Here is an 18,447-nt window from a genome sequence, read left to right as displayed (position 1 = left end):
AAATAATGGAAATTATTGCAAAAGAAACGAAGGGAAAGAGCTATCACAAACAGGAGATGAGATAAAAATGAATATTCACAAAGATAAGATGCTATGGTATAATACAAGTTACTGTATTAGGGCTTCTTATGAGAGAAGCTGAAATATGGGAAAAGATTTAAAAGGCAAAGAACTTGGCAAGGGAATAACCCAGGAAAGTACGGGATTATACTCAGCCAGATTTGTAGATTGGTTTGGAAAGAGAAAATAATGGCCCACTAAATGGTCCACTTGCAAAAATAAGTATGCTGAAATCAAGAAATTTATAGGAGGAAATAAAAAATGAAATTAGGAATCGTAGGATTACCAAATGTAGGAAAAAGTACACTGTTCAACTCACTTACAAAGGCAGGCGCAGAATCAGCAAACTATCCATTCTGTACCATTGACCCGAACGTAGGAGTCGTAACCGTACCGGATGAGAGATTAAATGTATTGGGTGAGATGTATCATACCAAGAAGATCATCCCGGCAGCAATTGAATTCGTTGATATTGCCGGACTTGTCAAAGGAGCTTCCAAAGGAGAAGGTCTTGGAAACCAGTTCCTTGCCAATATCCGTGAAGTAGATGCTATCGTACACGTAGTAAGATGCTTCGAGAACAGCAATATTGTACACGTAGACGGAAGCATCAACCCACTTCGTGATATCGAGACGATCAACTTAGAGCTGATCTTTTCTGACCTTGAGATCCTGGAAAGAAGAATTTCCAAAGTTTCCAAAGTTGCAAGAAATGACAAATCTGCAGCAAAAGAGCTTGCACTTCTGAACAAGATCAAGGCGCATCTGGAAGATGGAAAGCTTGCAAAGACATTCGAAGAAGCAGATGACGAGGAAGAACAGGCATGGCTGGAAAGCTATAATCTTCTGACATACAAACCGGTTATCTATGCGGCAAATGTATCTGAAGATGATCTTGCAGATGATGCGGCCAATAACGAAGGTGTACAGGCTGTCCGTGAATATGCAAAAGGTGAGCAGAGCGAAGTTTTCGTTGTATGTGCAGAGATTGAGGCAGAGATTTCAGAACTGGATGATGATGAAAAGAAAATGTTCCTGGAGGATCTTGGATTAAAGGAATCAGGTCTGGAAAAACTGATCAAAGCAAGTTATAAGCTGCTTGGACTGATCAGCTATCTGACAGCAGGTGAGCCGGAAGTTCGTGCATGGACAATCACAGAAGGAACGAAGGCACCACAGGCAGCAGGGAAGATCCACTCTGACTTTGAGCGTGGGTTCATCCGTGCAGAAGTTGTATCTTACGATGATCTGATCGCGTGTGGAAGCCACACAGCAGCAAAAGAAAAAGGTCTGATCCGTCTGGAAGGTAAAGACTATGTGGTAAAAGACGGAGATATCATGCTGTTCCGGTTTAATGTATAATCAGGAATAGATGGATGAAAAGAGGGGGGCTGTTTCAATGCACAGAACCATAGATTTCCCTAATCTGGGAATTCATTTAAAATCTGTCGGCGATCATATCACAGTCTTTGGATTCGATATCGCATATTATGGAATCGTCATAGGAATCGGAATACTTGCGGGACTTATGATGGCGGTAATGGAAGCAAAGCGTACGCATCAGAACGTAGAAGATTATTATGATCTGGCAATATATGGAGTTATCTTTTCAATTATCGGAGCAAGGGCATATTATGTAATCTTCTCCTGGGATATGTATAAAGACGATATTAAGAGTATCATTAACATCCGTGAGGGCGGTCTTGCCATATACGGCGGTGTGATCACGGCAATTGTTGTAGTATTTATATTTGCAAAAATAAAAGGATTATCACCGTTTCTGTTATTTGACACCGGCGGATTTGGTCTGATCACCGGACAGATGATCGGAAGATGGGGGAACTTCTTCAACAGAGAAGCCTTTGGGGAATATACGAATGGACTGTTTGCTATGAGACTTCCGGTGGATGCGGTAAGAAGTTCGGACATCACAACAAAGATGTGGAATCATGCCGAGACAGTCAAAGGAGTCATGTATATTCAGGTTCATCCGACCTACCTGTACGAATCCCTGTGGTGTCTGATGGTGCTGATCATCATGCTGTTGTACCGCAAGCATAAGAAATTCGATGGGGAAGTCTTCCTGATCTATCTCTTGGGGTATGGTCTTGGCAGACTCTGGATCGAAGGACTTAGAACCGATCAGCTGTTGCTGCCAAAAGTTGGACTTCCGGTCTCTCAGCTGTTGGCAGGCACGATTGTAGTGATATCCGCTATACTGATCATTGCAGGAAGAAAAAAAGCAGCAGCTTTACAAAAATAGTCCGGCTGCCGCAAATAAAATCGAATACAGAAAAAGATCCCGGTATGAGAAATGACAATGAACTGGATGCTCAAAAATGTCTGATTCACATACCGGGATTTTTTATTCATATTACATATCGATCTTACTGAGTGCTGCTTCATCAGCTACAATCGTAACATCATTATGTAACTGAAGAATAGAAGCAGGAACTTCCGGAGTAATTGGTCCGTATAAGACCTCTTTTAAGATATCCGCCTTATCTTCTCCGCTTACAACAACCAAAATTTTCTTGGCCTGCATGATATTCTTAATTCCCATTGTATAAGCCTGTCTCGGAACATCATCTTCAGATTCGAAGAAACGCTTATTGGCTTCAATTGTACTTTCTGTCAGATCTACGCAGTGTGTCTCTTTCTCAAAAGCGGCACCTGGTTCGTTGAATCCGATATGTCCGTTGTGTCCAAGACCGAGAAGCTGGAGGTCTACACCGCCCTGCTTACGGATGACTGCATTATAATCGTTGCAGGCTTTCTCGGAATCTGCTTCCAGTCCGTCCGGAACGAAAGTACGGGTTTTGTCGATGTTTACATGATCAAAGAGATTGGTATTCATGAAATATCTGTAGCTCTGATCATTTTCAGGACTGAGTCCTTTGTATTCATCGAGGTTTACACTTGTAACCTGGGAAAAATCAAGATCCCCTTTCTTATACCATTCGATCAGCTGTTTATATGTACCGACCGGTGAAGATCCGGTTGCAAGTCCAAGTACACAGTTTGGTTTCATAATAATCTGTGCAGAAATGATGTTTGCGGCCTTACGGCTCATATCCTGATAGTCTTTTGCTTTATAAATTACCATAATAAAATCTCTCCTTATTCTATTGTTTTTTTGTTTCTGAATATTAGTATATACATTATAAATGAATTTTCAAGTAAAATAGCATGAACTGAAACTACTTTCGAAACTGGAAAGAAACTACCTGGAATTGTGCATATTGCATAAAAAACGGATTTTAAAATAGGAAAAAACAGAGAGAAGAATTGAAAAGGGTGAAAGAAGTTTCAAGAACTGAAAAGGTACTTGAAAATAAAATCGAACAATACTATACTGATTGCAGAACGAAGGAGGGAACAAAAAAATGAATCAGAAAGTTGAAAATCTGAAGGGTAAATTAATTGTATCATGTCAGGCATTACCGGATGAACCATTACATTCTTCATTCATTATGGGAAGAATGGCACTGGCTGCAAAGCAGGGAGGTGCTAGTGGAATTCGTGCAAATACAAAAGAAGATATCAAGGAGATCCGGTCACAGGTTGACCTTCCGGTCATCGGAATCGTAAAGAGAGATTATGATGACAGCGATATTTACATTACACCAACGATGAAAGAAATCGAAGAACTGATGGAAGTAAAACCGGAGATCATCGCTATGGATGCTACTATTTCTAAGAGACCAGGCGGAAAGACACTGGATGAGTTCTTTAAGGAAGTAAAAGCAAAATATCCGGATCAGTTATTTATGGCAGACTGCTCTACTGTAGAAGAAGCACTGCATGCCGATGAACTCGGATTTGATTTTATCGGAACTACGATGGTTGGTTACACAGAGCAGAGTAAAGGCGATAAGATCGAGGCAAATGATTTCGAAATCTTAAGAAAGATTGTTGCAAAAGCAAAACACAGAGTGATCGCAGAAGGTAATATCAATACACCGGCAAAAGCAAAACATGTGATCGAGCTTGGTGCATACAGCGTCGTTGTAGGGTCTATTATCACAAGACCACAGCTGATCACAAAATCATTTGTAGAAGAAATGGAAAGATAATTCCGCAAGGAACTTATTAAATTAAATTTATATAAAAAGACAAAGAAAAGGAGAAAGAAACCATGAGAAATCTTGAAAAGTACAAAGGCGTAATCCCAGCATTCTATGCATGTTATGACAACGAAGGCAATGTAAGTCCGGAAGGCGTACAGGCACTGACAAAGTACTTCGTAGAAAAAGGTGTAAAAGGTGTATACGTTAACGGTTCATCAGGAGAATGTATCTACCAGAGCGTAGAAGACCGTAAGATCATCCTTGAAAACGTTATGAAAGCAGCAGAAGGAAAGCTTACAGTAATCGCACACGTTGCATGCAACAACACAAAAGACAGCCAGGAGCTTGCAAGACATGCAGAAAGCCTTGGAGTTGATGCAATCGCAGCAATCCCACCGATCTACTTCCATCTGCCAGAGTATGCAATCGCTCAGTACTGGAATGACATCAGTGCAGCAGCACCAAACACAGACTTCGTAATCTACAACATTCCACAGCTTGCAGGAGTAGCTCTTACACAGGGACTTTTCGCAGAGATGAGAAAGAATCCTAACGTAATTGGTGTTAAGAACTCTTCTATGCCGGTACAGGATATCCAGATGTTCAAACAGGCAGCAGGCCCTGACTACATTATCTTCAACGGACCAGATGAGCAGTTCATGAGTGGACGTGTCATCGGAGCTGAAGGAGCAATCGGTGGTACATACGGAGTTATGCCGGAATTATATCTGAAATTAGACGAGTATGTAAGAGCCGGAAAGATGGAAGAAGCAAGAGAAATCCAGTATGCTTGTGATGAGATTATCTATAAGATGTGTTCTGCACACGGAAATATGTACGCAGTAATCAAAGCTATGTTAAAGATCAACGAAGGTCTGGAACTTGGCGGAGTAAGAGAGCCACTGCCGGCATTAGTAGAAGAAGACATGGCTATCGTTGAAGAAGCAGCTAAGATGGTTCGCGACGCAAAAGCTAAATATCTGTAAGATTATATAAAAAATACGTGAAAGAAAAATATCTGTAAGGAGAGAGACGATGCAAGGGTTTACCGTAGTAGATTTAGTCATTTTAGTAATTTATCTCGCGGCTGTACTGTTCGCCGGCCTTCATTTCGCAAAGAAAGAAATGAAAGGAAAAGAGTATTTTAAAGGAGACGGAACTGTACCGTGGTGGGTAACTTCCGTATCAATTTTCGCAACACTGTTAAGTCCGATTTCATTCCTGTCATTAGCAGGAAACTCATACGCAGGAACATGGATCATGTGGTTCGCACAGCTTGGTATGCTGTTAGCTATCCCGATCACGATTAAATTCTTCCTGCCAATCTACAGCAAACTGGATATTGATACAGCATATCATTATCTGGAACTGAGATTCGGAAGCAAAGGACTTCGTGTACTTGGAGCTGTAATGTTCATCATTTACCAGATCGGACGTATGTCAATCATCATGTACCTTCCATGTATGGTACTTGGAAGTCTGACTGGAATCAGCGTAAACTTACTGATCATTATCATGGGTATCATTGCTATTATTTACTCATACACAGGAGGTCTGAAATCCGTACTTTGGACAGACTTCATCCAGGGATCTGTACTTCTGATCGGTGTTACTTTCGCACTGATCTTCCTGCTGGTACACTTAGACGGTGGATTTGGAGCAATCATGCATGCACTTACAACAGAGCATAAATTCCTTGCTGTAGATCAGCCGATCTTCAACCCTAACATTTTCAAAGACAGCGTATTTATCATGATTGTTGGTGCCGGATTCAATACAATGGGATCCTATGTATCAAGTCAGGATATTGTACAGCGTTTTACAACTACAACAGATACTAAAAAACTGAACAAAATGATGCTTACAAACGGAGGATTATCTATCTTTATCGCAACAGTATTCTATCTGATCGGTACAGGATTATATGTATTCTATCAGCAGAATACACTTCCGCCGGCAGCAGCACAGGATCAGATCTTTGCATCTTACATTGCATTTGAACTTCCGGTTGGTGTAACAGGACTTCTGTTAGCGGCTATCTATGCAGCGGCACAGTCTACACTTTCCACAGGTCTGAACTCTGTAGCATCAAGCTGGACACTGGATATTCAGGCAAGACTTTCTAAGAAAGAATTAAGCTTTGAGAAACAGACAAAGATCGGACAGTATGTATCTCTGATCGTCGGTATCTTCGCAATCGTAGTTGCTATGGTACTGGCTAATGGCGGAGTAAAATCTGCATACGAATGGTTCAATGGATTTATGGGACTGGTACTTGGTATCCTGATCGGAACATTTATTCTTGGAGCATTTACAAAGGTTGCAAATACATTCGGAGCAGTATGTGCATTCGTTGCAGCATCTGCAGTAATGGTATATATCAAATACTTCGTACCTGCTGATCACGTATCAATCTGGTCATACTCAATCATCTCAATTGTAGTATCACTGGTAATTGGTATCCCGGCAAGTATCATCTGGAGAAAGGCAAAAGGAGACAATTCCGTACCTGCTCCTAACACAACCATTTACAAAAACTAAGAAGGAGTGACGATTTTCGTGATTTTTGGAAATATCAATAATTTATCAGAATTCCCATTCTTAGAAGAACAGGTAAAAGAGTGCTTTGAATATGCAAAGACACACGACCTTGCTTCTTATGAAAAGGGAAGTCATGAAATCGATGGTGACAGACTGTTTGTCAATATCGTAGAATATACAACAACAACACCGGAAGAACGTTTCTGGGAAGCACATAAAAATTATCTGGACGTCCATGTAATGATCCATGGAAATGAACAGATCGATCTGAACTTCATTCAGAATATGGAATTAAAAGATTTTGTGGAAAAAGATGATTTTCTTCCGATGGATGGGGAAAAGAATTCTTCCGTAGTCCTGACAGATGGAGATTTCCTGATCTGTTATCCGAGTGACGGACACAGAACAGCGGTTCAGGTTCAGGAACCGGAAACCATTAAAAAGGCAATATTTAAAGTAAAGATTTAATCAGAAAAAGTCGAGGGCAAACCATAAAAGAACGGTTTGCCCTTTTCTGGCTGAACGAGTATAATGAAGGAAAGTGAAAGAGGCAAAGCAGAGATGAAAAAATATATTAGTATTGATATCGGCGGCACAGCAATCAAATATGGTATTGTGAGCGAAGATGCAGAAGTATTGTTAAAGAAAGAAATGAAGACAGAAGCGCAGAAAGGCGGACCGGCGATCCTTGATAAAGTCATCGGTATCGTAGAAGCATTAAAAGAAGAGGCAGACGCAGGTGTGTGTATTTCTACAGCCGGTATGGTTGACATTGAGAAAGGGGAAATCTTCTATTCGGCACCGCTGATCCCGAATTATATCGGAACGGCATTCAAAAAGACGGTAGAAGAACGATTCGGAATTCCATGTGAAGTGGAAAATGATGTGAATTGTGCGGGACTTGCTGAGTACAAAGCAGGAGCGGCGGCAGGAAGTAAGGCGGCTGTGATGCTGACGATCGGAACCGGAATCGGCGGCTGTATTTTGCTGAATGGTGAGGTGTTCCACGGATTCAGTAACAGCGCATGTGAAGTCGGATATATGCATATGGATGACAGCGATTTCCAGACACTCGGAGCAGCCAGTATTCTGACGAAGAAGGTTGCTGCATGGAAGGGAGAACCGGCAGAAAATTGGAGCGGATATCGCATTTTTGAAGAGGCGAAAAAAGGTGATAAGATCTGTAACCGTGCAATTGATGAGATGACGGATGTACTTGGGAAAGGTATTGCCAATATCTGCTATGTAGTGAATCCGGAAGTTGTCGTACTTGGCGGCGGAATCATGGCGCAGGAAGCATTCCTGAAGGACAAGATTGAAAAAGCAGTGGAAAAATACCTGGTGTCCAGCATGTGGGAGCATACAAGTATCGCATTTGCCAAAAACCAGAACAATGCCGGTATGTTAGGCGCATTCTATCATTTTCAGGGAAGACATGCATAGTCCGGAGTTATAAAATAAAGAAGCAGGAATAGTAAGATATGGAATATTATGTAAAATCAGTCGTTCCGATCATAGAATCGAATTATGATAAATTTACGACAGTGGAACGGAATATCGCAGATTTTTTTATACAGAACAGAAAGAAAGTGGATTTTTCATCAAAATCCATTTCCGAGAGACTCTTCGTATCAGAAGCGTCGTTATCCAGATTTGCGAAGAAATGCGGATATCGCGGATACAGAGAATTCATCTATCAGTATGAAGAGACATTTGTAGAAAAGCAGGAATCCATTACCGGTAATACGCGAATGATCCTGAATGCGTATCAGGAACTTCTGAATAAGACTTACAGTCTGGTGGATGAGGCGCAGATTGCAAGGATCAGCAGATATCTGAATCAGGCGGAGCGTGTGTTCGTGTGCGGAACCGGAAGTTCCGGTCTGGCAGCAAGAGAGATGGAACTGCGTTTTATGCGAATCGGTGTGGATATTGATTCGCTGGTAGAAAGAGATATGATGCGTATGCAGGCGGTATTCCAGGACAGAAGAAGCCTCGTATTCGGAATCAGTATCAGCGGATCCAAGGAAGAGGTCTTGTTTCTTCTGAAAGAAGCATATCGGAAAGGTGCGAAAACGATTCTTTTTACGGCGAACAACCGGGGTGGCTTCGAGCAGTTCTGCACAGAAGTTATTCTGATTCCATCACTCAGACACCTGAATCATGGGAATGTAATCTCACCGCAGTTCCCGATTTTGGTCATGCTTGATATTATCTATTCTTACTATTTGGAACAGGATAAATATGAAAAAGAAGTTCTGCATGATAATACACTGCGTGCACTGGAAGAAGGAGAAGGGATGCACAGGAGTTTTTAGAATGTTAAAATAAAATGGAGGATATATAAAATGATAATCAAAAATGTAATTGTCTATACAGAAGACAAAAAATTTACAGCAGGCGGCATTGTTGTTCACGATGACAAAATCGAAAGCATTTACACGACAGAAAACGTACCGGATATGCTGGGGGAAGAAGTCATTGACGGACAGGGGGCATACGCAATTCCTGGACTGATCGATCTGCATTTCCACGGGTGTATGGGAGATGACTTCTGTGATAACAGTAAAGAGGCTATTGAAAATATTGCAAAATATGAGGCTTCTGTGGGTGTTACAACAATCGCACCGGCAACGATGACACTTCCGGTAGAAGAACTGGAAGATATCTTAAGAACAGCAGCAGAATACAAAAAAGAACAGAATCCGAAGGGAGCGGATCTTGTAGGCGTGAACATGGAAGGCCCGTTCATCAGCCCGGTGAAAAAAGGAGCGCAGGATGAAAGAAATATCATGCCTTGTGATACGGCTATTTGTCAGAGATTCCTTGATGCTTCGGAAGGACTTGTGAAGTTTGTAGGACTTGCGCCGGAAGAAAGCGAGGACGCAGTTGCATTTGTAGAAGCAATGAAAGATAAAGTGAACATTTCGCTTGCACATACCAATGCGGATTATGCACATGCGAAAGCAGCATTCGATGCTGGAGCAAATCATGCCGTACATCTCTTTAATGCGATGCCTGCATTCACTCACCGTGAACCGGGTGTTGTAGGAGCAGTGTCCGACAGTGCACATGTAATGGCAGAGATTATCTGTGACGGTGTACATATCCACCCATCGATGGTGAGAGCAGCGTTCAAGATGATGGGAGCAGACCGTATGATCCTGATCAGTGACAGTATGCGTGCGACCGGAATGCCGGACGGACAGTATACACTTGGTGGATTGGATGTAAAAGTAGTCGGTAATCATGCAACACTGGTATCCGATGGAGCACTTGCAGGATCTGTTACAAACCTTGCAGACTGCATGCGTACGGTAGTTAAGAAGATGGAGATCCCGCTTGAGACGGCTGTAGCATGTGCAACCATCAATCCGGCCAAGAGTCTTGGAATTGAAGATACATATGGTTCGATCGCACCGGGAAAAAAAGCGAATATCGTATTATTAGATGGGAATCTGGATCTTAAAATGGTAATTAAGGATGGCCGGGAGCTATAATAGAATTCGTGGATTTGCATTAACGTATGTAATCGAATACGGAAAATAGATAGGAAAAATGAAGAAAATTATATTTTTAGGTGACAGCATTACAGACGCAGAGCACTGCTTTTCTGAAAATCCACTGGGGAACGGTTATGTGGATATGGTGGATAAAAAGCTGAATCACAGTACCGGCGGAGGGAAAAAGTACGACATTGTGAATTGTGGACATGACGGTTTCACAATCCAGGGTGTAAAGCGTATGTTAGAGCATGACTGCATTTTAAGACAGCCGGATATTGTGAGCCTGCTGATCGGATGTAATGATGTCGGAGTCATGATGAATACAGGAAAAAGTCTGGAAGAACAGGAATTTGAAGCAGGCTATGAATCCGTTCTAAGAGAACTTACGGAGAGAACCCGTGCAAGAATTATCTGTATGGCACCATTTATCTTTCCTTATCCAAGAAAGTATGCGAACTGGATTCCGGGAATCAGACAGGCAGAAGCAATTGAGAAAAGAATTGCAGAAAGATATCATGTGGAATTTCTGGAATTACAGGATCTTATGATATCGGCAGCAGGAAGAGCCGGATATGAAAATATCACGACAGATGGTATTCATCTGACGGAAGCTGGGAATGAAATTATTGCCGGAGAGTTAATGCGGTTTTTGGCAGATAATTAGCGAAAGCATATTGACAAAATACTCGAAATCAGTTAGTCTTTAACACAGACAGAAAAATAATATACAGATATCACAAAGGCTTAGAAAAGAAGAAGTAGTGATCCACACACCCATACAGAAAGCTGCCGGTTGATGAGAGGCGCATGAAAGAGTGAAGAACGAATACATCTTGGAGCCGCACACCGAAACGGATGAAAATGTGGAATATTAATTTCACAAGTATTTCCGGAAGTAGGCTGTGACGTCAGGCACACGTTATCGTGCAAAGGTCTGTGAACACGCAGACTGAATGAGGCTGAAAGCGTAAGTGATCAGTGAATTAAGGTGGTACCACGGTTAATATCGTCCTTATCCAATGTAATGTTGGGTAAGGACTTTTGTATTATTATGTGTAAGAAATCTGTAAACAATCAATTATGATAAATAAAAGGAGAATCTTAAAATGGGAATTTATGAAGAACTCGTTGCAAGAGGCCTGATCGCACAGGTAACAGACGAAGACAGGATCAAAGACTTGGTCAACAATGGAAAGGCTACATTTTACATCGGATTTGACCCGACAGCAGACAGCCTTCACGTAGGACATTTCATGGCACTGTGCCTGATGAAACGTCTGCAGGAAGCAGGAAACAAACCAATCGCACTGATCGGTGGAGGAACAGCTATGATTGGTGATCCATCCGGAAGAACAGATATGCGTCAGATGATGACACCGGAGACAATCCAGCACAACTGTGACTGCTTTAAGAAACAGATGAGTCGATTTATCGATTTCTCAGATGGAAAAGCATTGATGGTTAATAACGCTGACTGGCTGATGGGACTGAACTACATCGAAGTATTACGTGAAGTCGGAGCACATTTCTCCGTTAACCGTATGCTGACAGCAGAGTGCTACAAGCAGAGAATGGAAAAAGGACTCAGCTTTCTTGAGTTCAACTACATGATCATGCAGGCATATGACTTCTATGAGTTATACCAGAAATACGGATGTAACCTTGAGTTTGGCGGGGACGATCAGTGGAGCAACATGCTTGCAGGTACAGAACTGATCCGTCGTAAACTCGGAAAAGACGCTTCTGCCATGACGATCACACTGCTTCTGAATTCAGAAGGTAAAAAGATGGGTAAGACACAGAGTGGTGCTGTATGGCTTGATCCGAACAAGACATCTCCATTCGAATTCTATCAGTACTGGAGAAATGTCGCAGATGCAGATGTATTAAAATGTATCCGTATGCTGACATTCCTTCCGTTAGAAGAGATCGACAAGATGGACAGCTGGGAAGGAGCACAGCTTAACACAGCAAAAGAGATTCTTGCATTCGAACTCACAAAACTGGTTCACGGCGAAGAAGAAGCTCAGAAAGCACAGGAGGCAGCAAAAGCATTATTCTCAACAGGTGCAGCAGCAGATATGCCAAAGACAGAACTGACAGAAGAAGACCTTGCAGATGGAAATATCGATATTCTGACGATGTTAGTAAAATCAGGACTGACAGCTTCCAAGTCAGAAGCACGCCGTGCAGTGCAGCAGGGCGGAGTATCTGTAGATGGTGAGAAGGTTACAGATGTATTCCAGACATTTGCAGGAGAAGCATTAAGCGGAGACGGCGTAGTCCTGAAAAAAGGAAAGAAAAACTTCCGCAAAGTGTTAGTAAAGTAGTATAATTATAAAAGAATATAGTAAAAATGCAGGCAGTGAATATTCACTGTCTGTAATTCTAAAAGAAAGACGATAAGGAGAATATAAAATGGCATTTGAAGAAGTAGCAATTGAAAGCCTGGAATTCAACCCGTTTAAAAAGATTTCCAAAGAATGGATGCTGGTAACAGCAGGAGATGAAAAAAAGAGTAACACCATGACAGCAAGCTGGGGTGGTGTCGGAATCATGTGGGGAAAGAATATCGCAACTGCATATATCCGCCCACAGAGATACACGAAGAAATTCATGGATGAGACCGGTATGTACACGCTTTCTTTCCTGTCAGAAGATTACAGAAAAGCATTAAGCGTATGCGGATCTGTATCAGGAAAAGACGTAGAAGATAAATGGAAAGAAGCAGGCCTTCATCCATATGCGGTAGACGGAACAACTGCAGTTGAAGAAGCAGATCTGATCTTCGTATGCAAGACTCAGTATACACAGGATATGAAACCGGAATGTTTCGATGTTAAGGAAAATGATGAGAAATGGTATCCGGACAAGGATTATCATACGATGTATATGGGCGAGATCGTGAAAGTATTGAAAAGAGTATAGCCAATCATGCAAAAGAAAATTGATTTGGTAAACGGACCTGTATTATCATCTCTTACCAGACTGGCTGTCCCGATCATGGCGACGTCATTGATCCAGATGGCGTACAATATGACCGACATGATCTGGATCGGCCGTATCGGAAGTTCGGCGGTAGCGTCTGTTGGGGCAGCAGGAATGTATATGTGGCTTTCCAACGGACTTGCCGCACTTGCAAAAATGGGAGGACAGGTTAATGTCGGACATGCACTTGGGGCATCTAATAGTGAAGAGGCCGCAGAATATGCATCCAACGCGTTACAGCTTACGTTGACTTTGGGGATTATTTATGGACTTGTCTGTATATTAGGGGCAAAACCACTGATTCATTTTTTCCATCTGAATCAGGCACAGGTGATCCGGGATGCCATATATTATCTTGAAATTACTTGCGGTCTTGTCTTGTTTTCCTTTTTAAATCAGACGTATACCGGATTATTTACGGCAATCGGTAACAGCAGGCCGGTATTTCTGGCAACAACGACCGGACTGGTTGTTAATATCATCCTGGATCCGGTTCTGATTTTTGGAATCGGACCATTTCCGGTTCTTCGAGTGACAGGTGCAGCAATTGCTACGGTAATCGCGCAGATGATCGTTACAGTTATGTTTTTTATATTTGCGATGAAGGATACCGTACTTTTTCAATATGTAAGATATCTGAAGAAGCCGGATCTGCATCATCTGAAAGGAATTGTCAGAATCGGTTTTCCAACGTCTGTTCAGAGTATGCTGTTTACCGGAATATCGATGATCATTGCACGTCTGGTCGCGGGATATGGAGATGCGGCGGTGGCTGTCCAGAAAGTTGGTTCACAGATAGAATCAATTTCGTGGATGACAGCGGATGGTTTTGCAGCAGCGGTGAATTCATTTACATCGCAGAACCATGGTGCAGGTAAGAAGAGACGGATCTATCAGGGATATGTCAGCGCATTAAAAGTAGTATTTGTATGGGGGATTTTCTGTACGCTATTATTAATATGCTGTCCGGCTCCGGTATTCCGGATTTTTATTACAGAAAAAGATGTAATTCCGCTTGGAGTGGATTATCTTCGGATCCTTGGTGTATCGCAGCTTTTTATGAGTCTTGAGATTACGACGGCAGGTGCATTTTCGGGGTATGGAAAGACCGTGCCGCCATCTGTGATCAGTATTGTATTTACGGCGCTCAGGATTCCGCTTGCGCTGATACTGGTTCATACAACACTTGCGCTGAACGGGATCTGGTGGAGTATTACGATTTCGAGTATTCTGAAAGGTGTGCTGCTGTTTGTATGGTTCTACATATTCATGCGGGGAGAGAAAATTATATATAACAGGAAATAACCTGCCAGCGGCAGGTCTTTCAGATAGGGAAGTATGCAAGAGGCACTGCCAGTGGCAGTGTCTTTTGTGTCTTTAAAGAACGAAATGTGGTATAATAGAACAGTGAGTGATCTGCCGGAGCATAGTTTATGGCAGACACAGAAAGGATGGATGAGTAATGTGGGCTTACAATAGTATTTTTTATCAGATTTATCCGATCGGATTCTGTGGGGCACCGGTGCACAATGACGGTGTGTGTGTTCCTCGTATCCGCAAACTTATGGACTGGTCTGAGTATCTTCAGACATTAGGAGTAGATTCAATTCTGTTAAATCCGATCTTTGAATCGGACAATCATGGATATGATACAAGAGATTTTAAGACGATCGACTGCAGGCTTGGAACGAATGAAGATTTTAAAGAGGTCTGTGAAGATCTGCATAAACATAATGTAAAGATTGTGCTGGACGGTGTATTCAATCATGTCGGACGAGGCTTCTGGGCATTTAAGGATGTGCAGGAGAAGAAATGGGATTCCCCATACAAGGACTGGTTCCATATCAGTTTTGACGGAAACAGCTGTTACGATGACGGTTTCTGGTATGAAGGATGGGAAGGTCATTTTGAACTGGTCAAATTAAATCTTCAGAATCCGGCAGTCGTTGATTACCTGATGGAATGTGTAAAATACTGGATCGATGAATTCGATATCGATGGTCTGCGTCTGGATGTAGCGTACAGTCTGGATCATAATTTTATGAGACGGCTCCGCTCTTATACACAGGAATTGAAACCGGACTTTGCGCTGATTGGTGAAGTATTATTCGGAGATTATAATATCATTGTTAATGATGAGATGCTTCACAGTTGTACGAACTATGAGTGTTACAAGGGATTATATTCCAGCTTTAACTGCATGAATATGTTCGAGATCGCACATTCCCTGCATCGTCAGTTCGGAAGCGACCAGTGGTGTATTTACAGAGGAAAGCATCTGATGACATTCGTGGATAATCATGATGTTACCAGACTGGCAAGTATCCTGACCAATAAAAAGCATATTCCGCTGGCATACGGACTGCTCATGGGGATGCCGGGAATTCCGTGTCTGTATTATGGAAGTGAATGGGCAGAGCCGGGCGAGAAAGCACCGGATAATGATTATGCGCTTCGTCCTTGTTTTGAAGAGCCGAAGCCGAATGAACTGACGGAGTTTATTAAGAAACTGATCCGTGTACGTCAGGGAAGTGATGCGCTTTGTAACGGTGCTTATAAGAATGTGGTGATCCAGAATCATCAGCTGGTATTCGAGCGCTGCTCAGAGAAAGAACGAGTGATCGTTGCAATCAATGCTGCGGATTATCCATACACTGCCAATGCAGGAGAACTGAATGGAACGGCAGCAGATCTGCTGACCGGGGAAACGGTTACGATGAATGGTCAGCTTGAACTGAAACCATATAGTGTACAGTATTTAAAATTTTAGTATGAAAAATGTACGGGAAGATTCTCGGGAAAAGTACATTTGATCAACGAAAATAAGTAAAAATATAAGAAAAATATGTCAAAAAACAGTTGACACACACGGTACAGTATAATATAATAAACAAGTATGACAAAAGGAGAAACAGTAAGAGGCCAAAGCCCCGGAATCTTGCTGATTCTGATATATTATCATGAAAATGTTAATGATTCACAGGAGGTAAACCACAATGAAAACTTATATGGCTAATCCAGATAAGATTGAAAGAAAATGGTATGTAGTTGACGCTTCGGAATATACATTAGGACGTTTAGCATCAGAAGTTGCTAAGGTTTTAAGAGGAAAGAACAAACCGGAGTTTACACCACACGTTGATACAGGCGATTATGTAATCGTTGTTAATGCAGAAAAGATTAATGTAACAGGTAAGAAACTGAATCAGAAGATTTATTACAATCACTCTGAATATGTAGGTGGAATGAAAGAGACTACATTAGCAGAGATGATGGCTAAGAAACCAGAGAAAGTTATCGAACTTGCTGTTAAAGGAATGCTTCCAAAGGGACCTTTAGGAAGATCTATGATCAAGAAACTTCACGTATATGCTGGACCAGAGCACGCTCAGCAGGCTCAGAAACCGGTTGAACTGAAATTCTAAGAAAGGTTAAAAGGAGGATTTTACAATGGCTACTGCAAAATTTTACGGAACAGGTAGAAGAAAAAAATCTGTTGCTAGAGTATATTTAGTACCAGGAACAGGTAAAATTACTATCAATAAAAGAGATATCGATGAGTATTTCGGACTTGAGACATTAAAGGTTGTTGTTCGCCAGCCATTAGCTGCAACAGACACAGAAGGAAAATTCGATGTAATCGTTAATGTTAAGGGTGGTGGATACACAGGACAGGCTGGAGCAATCCGTCACGGTGTTGCAAGAGCACTTCTTGAGGCTGATGCTGATTACAGACCAGTTCTTAAGAAAGCTGGATTCCTTACACGTGATCCACGTATGAAAGAACGTAAGAAATACGGTCTCAAAGCAGCTCGTAGAGCACCACAGTTCTCAAAACGATAATTTATACGAATCATTCGAGATATACAAAAAAGAAGTACACAGCAGCCCCGGAAATGCAATGTTTCCGGGGTTTTTCTTTGCATAGCAAAGCATACAGATAAAGCTGTCATCGGCAGCTTTATCTGTAGTTCAGTTGATCTTATTCCTGTAATAATTGCTTTTCAAAGGTGGATAATAATTTGTTGATCGTAAAGAAATAACTCTTGCATTCGCTGCATGTTTTTGCATCGACTTCGATATCACCAAGAATGATGAGTTTGGCAGCCTGGAGTGCTGCAATAATGGTACGAAATTCGTCGGGTGTAATATCTGTGGCGTGATTAATCAATTTTTTCGCCGCAGAACAACAGAGTTGATAATTAATTTCTGCCTGGGCTTCTGATTCTGCAAGTCCAAGACGAGGCAGAACGGTAAGAGCGTAAGCGGTTGCTTCTATGTCAGAATGATTAAAGGCATAGGAAATATGGCTCATAGTAAAACCTCCTTAAGTTTTTAAGAAAATTATAACATAAAATGAGAAAGAACGCGAGAATATGAGCAAAAATCAACGGAAGACTTATTAAAGAAAAAGGGTTTACATTATAGATAATAATGTATACAATATAAACACAAGGAAAACTTTGATAAGGAGAATAAAAAATGCTTGGTTTAAAACCGATAAAAATGTTACCAGCAAGGGAAAGAGTGGCGGCAGCACTTAGAAAGGCGATTATCTCAAGACAGATTACAGAAGGAGAAGTGTTAACTCTGGAAAGTACAGCCCAAGAGCTTGGGGTCTCCATTACACCAGTCAGAGAGGCATTCCAGATTCTAGAAAGGGACGGCTTGATAGATCTGCAACAGAACAAAGGAGCAACGGTACTGGGAATCAATGAGACAACGCTCAGAGAACATTTCCAGATCCGGGCGGCACTGGAAAGTGAAGCGTGTGTATTGTGTTGTAAGAACCGCATTGATATGAGCCGGATCGAGCAGGTATTAACTGTTTCGAAAGAGATGATAGAGAAACAGGATTATGAGAACTATTCGAAGCTGAATCAGTCGCTTCACATGGAGATATGGATAGCTGCCGGGAATGAAAAATTAAAGAAAATGCTTTCGGAACTCTGGAGCGGATTATCGATGGGAGTAAAGATGACAGAAGCAGAGTATGCAAAAAAATCGTTGAAAGAACATGAGGGTATTGTAGAAAGTATGAAAAAATGCGATACCATGGAAGCAGCGATGAAGATGCATCAGCATATAGAACGAAGCTTAGAGGATGTATTGACGGAATTTGAAAAGTAAATATGCACAAAAAATAAAGTAAAAATTATGTAAAACGTCGAACTTGTGATTAACGATTGACAAGTCCGGCGTTTTTGATTACAATCTGATTATGGATACATTATCATTTATAAATAATAAAAAATGAATGATAAGAGTAAAGAACAAAGGAG

19 protein-coding genes are annotated in these 18,447 nt (G+C 41.6%); 17 read left to right on the top strand and 2 right to left on the bottom strand.

Annotated elements, in window-relative coordinates:
- Positions 1-321: 321 nt before the first annotated feature.
- Both ychF and lgt read left to right on the top strand, forming a co-directional pair.
- Complete coding sequence (gene ychF / locus OCV72_RS13340) at positions 322-1,422, top strand: redox-regulated ATPase YchF (protein ID WP_055284303.1); 1,101 nt, start codon at positions 322-324, stop codon at positions 1,420-1,422.
- A 37-nt stretch (positions 1,423-1,459) separates the two neighbouring features.
- Positions 1,460-2,323 carry a prolipoprotein diacylglyceryl transferase gene (gene lgt / locus OCV72_RS13335; RefSeq protein WP_055284302.1) on the top strand — a complete coding sequence of 288 codons (864 nt, stop codon included), beginning with the start codon at positions 1,460-1,462 and terminating at the stop codon, positions 2,321-2,323.
- Between the two features lie 111 nt (positions 2,324-2,434).
- Here lgt and nagB read toward each other — a convergent pair whose 3' ends face one another.
- Positions 2,435-3,166: a glucosamine-6-phosphate deaminase gene (gene nagB / locus OCV72_RS13330; RefSeq protein ID WP_055284301.1), complete on the bottom strand. Its 732-nt coding sequence runs from the start codon at positions 3,164-3,166 to the stop codon at positions 2,435-2,437.
- A gap of 280 nt (positions 3,167-3,446) precedes the next feature.
- Between nagB and OCV72_RS13325 the strand changes: the two genes are divergently transcribed.
- The 14 genes from OCV72_RS13325 (at position 3,447) to rpsI (ending at position 17,008) form a co-directional block, all read left to right on the top strand.
- Entirely contained in the window at positions 3,447-4,136 is a 690-nt protein-coding gene (locus tag OCV72_RS13325) for an N-acetylmannosamine-6-phosphate 2-epimerase (RefSeq protein WP_055284300.1), read from the top strand.
- A gap of 62 nt (positions 4,137-4,198) precedes the next feature.
- Positions 4,199-5,116, top strand: a complete 918-nt coding sequence (locus tag OCV72_RS13320) for a dihydrodipicolinate synthase family protein (protein WP_006427785.1) — start codon at positions 4,199-4,201, stop codon at positions 5,114-5,116.
- Between the two features lie 49 nt (positions 5,117-5,165).
- Entirely contained in the window at positions 5,166-6,671 is a 1,506-nt protein-coding gene (locus OCV72_RS13315; protein ID WP_055284299.1) for a sodium:solute symporter family protein, read from the top strand.
- An 18-nt stretch (positions 6,672-6,689) separates the two neighbouring features.
- Complete coding sequence (locus OCV72_RS13310; protein WP_055284298.1) at positions 6,690-7,139, top strand: NanQ anomerase/TabA/YiaL family protein; 450 nt, start codon at positions 6,690-6,692, stop codon at positions 7,137-7,139.
- A gap of 93 nt (positions 7,140-7,232) precedes the next feature.
- Positions 7,233-8,114 (top strand): ROK family protein, encoded by an 882-nt coding sequence (locus tag OCV72_RS13305; RefSeq protein WP_055157330.1) that lies wholly within the window; start codon positions 7,233-7,235, stop codon positions 8,112-8,114.
- 38 nt (positions 8,115-8,152) lie between these two features.
- A complete protein-coding gene (locus OCV72_RS13300; protein WP_055157292.1) occupies positions 8,153-8,989 on the top strand; it encodes a MurR/RpiR family transcriptional regulator in 837 nt (278 codons plus the stop codon).
- Positions 8,990-9,019: 30 nt separating this feature from the next.
- Positions 9,020-10,171: an N-acetylglucosamine-6-phosphate deacetylase gene (nagA, locus tag OCV72_RS13295; RefSeq protein ID WP_055284297.1), complete on the top strand. Its 1,152-nt coding sequence runs from the start codon at positions 9,020-9,022 to the stop codon at positions 10,169-10,171.
- 58 nt (positions 10,172-10,229) lie between these two features.
- The gene (locus OCV72_RS13290; protein ID WP_055284296.1) at positions 10,230-10,841 is read left to right on the top strand and encodes an SGNH/GDSL hydrolase family protein; all 612 of its coding nucleotides are present in this window, start codon (positions 10,230-10,232) and stop codon (positions 10,839-10,841) included.
- Between the two features lie 442 nt (positions 10,842-11,283).
- Positions 11,284-12,507 carry a tyrosine--tRNA ligase gene (tyrS, locus tag OCV72_RS13285; protein WP_055284295.1) on the top strand — a complete coding sequence of 408 codons (1,224 nt, stop codon included), beginning with the start codon at positions 11,284-11,286 and terminating at the stop codon, positions 12,505-12,507.
- A gap of 88 nt (positions 12,508-12,595) precedes the next feature.
- On the top strand, positions 12,596-13,105 hold the full coding sequence (locus OCV72_RS13280) for a flavin reductase family protein (protein WP_055284294.1): 510 nt from the start codon (positions 12,596-12,598) through the stop codon (positions 13,103-13,105).
- 6 nt (positions 13,106-13,111) lie between these two features.
- The gene (locus OCV72_RS13275; protein WP_055284293.1) at positions 13,112-14,470 is read left to right on the top strand and encodes an MATE family efflux transporter; all 1,359 of its coding nucleotides are present in this window, start codon (positions 13,112-13,114) and stop codon (positions 14,468-14,470) included.
- 157 nt (positions 14,471-14,627) lie between these two features.
- A complete protein-coding gene (locus OCV72_RS13270) occupies positions 14,628-15,935 on the top strand; it encodes an alpha-amylase family glycosyl hydrolase (RefSeq protein WP_055284292.1) in 1,308 nt (435 codons plus the stop codon).
- Between the two features lie 226 nt (positions 15,936-16,161).
- Entirely contained in the window at positions 16,162-16,590 is a 429-nt protein-coding gene (gene rplM, locus OCV72_RS13265; protein ID WP_028087194.1) for a 50S ribosomal protein L13, read from the top strand.
- A gap of 25 nt (positions 16,591-16,615) precedes the next feature.
- Positions 16,616-17,008: a 30S ribosomal protein S9 gene (gene rpsI, locus OCV72_RS13260; protein ID WP_006427798.1), complete on the top strand. Its 393-nt coding sequence runs from the start codon at positions 16,616-16,618 to the stop codon at positions 17,006-17,008.
- A gap of 139 nt (positions 17,009-17,147) precedes the next feature.
- Here the strand turns inward: rpsI and OCV72_RS13255 are convergent, their stop codons facing one another.
- On the bottom strand, positions 17,148-17,480 hold the full coding sequence (locus OCV72_RS13255) for a hypothetical protein (RefSeq protein ID WP_006427799.1): 333 nt from the start codon (positions 17,478-17,480) through the stop codon (positions 17,148-17,150).
- Between the two features lie 167 nt (positions 17,481-17,647).
- Between OCV72_RS13255 and OCV72_RS13250 the strand changes: the two genes are divergently transcribed.
- A complete protein-coding gene (locus OCV72_RS13250; RefSeq protein WP_006427800.1) occupies positions 17,648-18,295 on the top strand; it encodes a GntR family transcriptional regulator in 648 nt (215 codons plus the stop codon).
- Positions 18,296-18,447: the final 152 nt, after the last annotated feature.

Origin of the sequence: Dorea amylophila (assembly GCF_025567265.1) — a bacterium.
Classification (GTDB): Bacteria; Bacillota; Clostridia; order Lachnospirales; family Lachnospiraceae; genus Dorea_A; species Dorea_A amylophila.
This window is presented reverse-complemented; position numbering and strand designations above follow the sequence as displayed.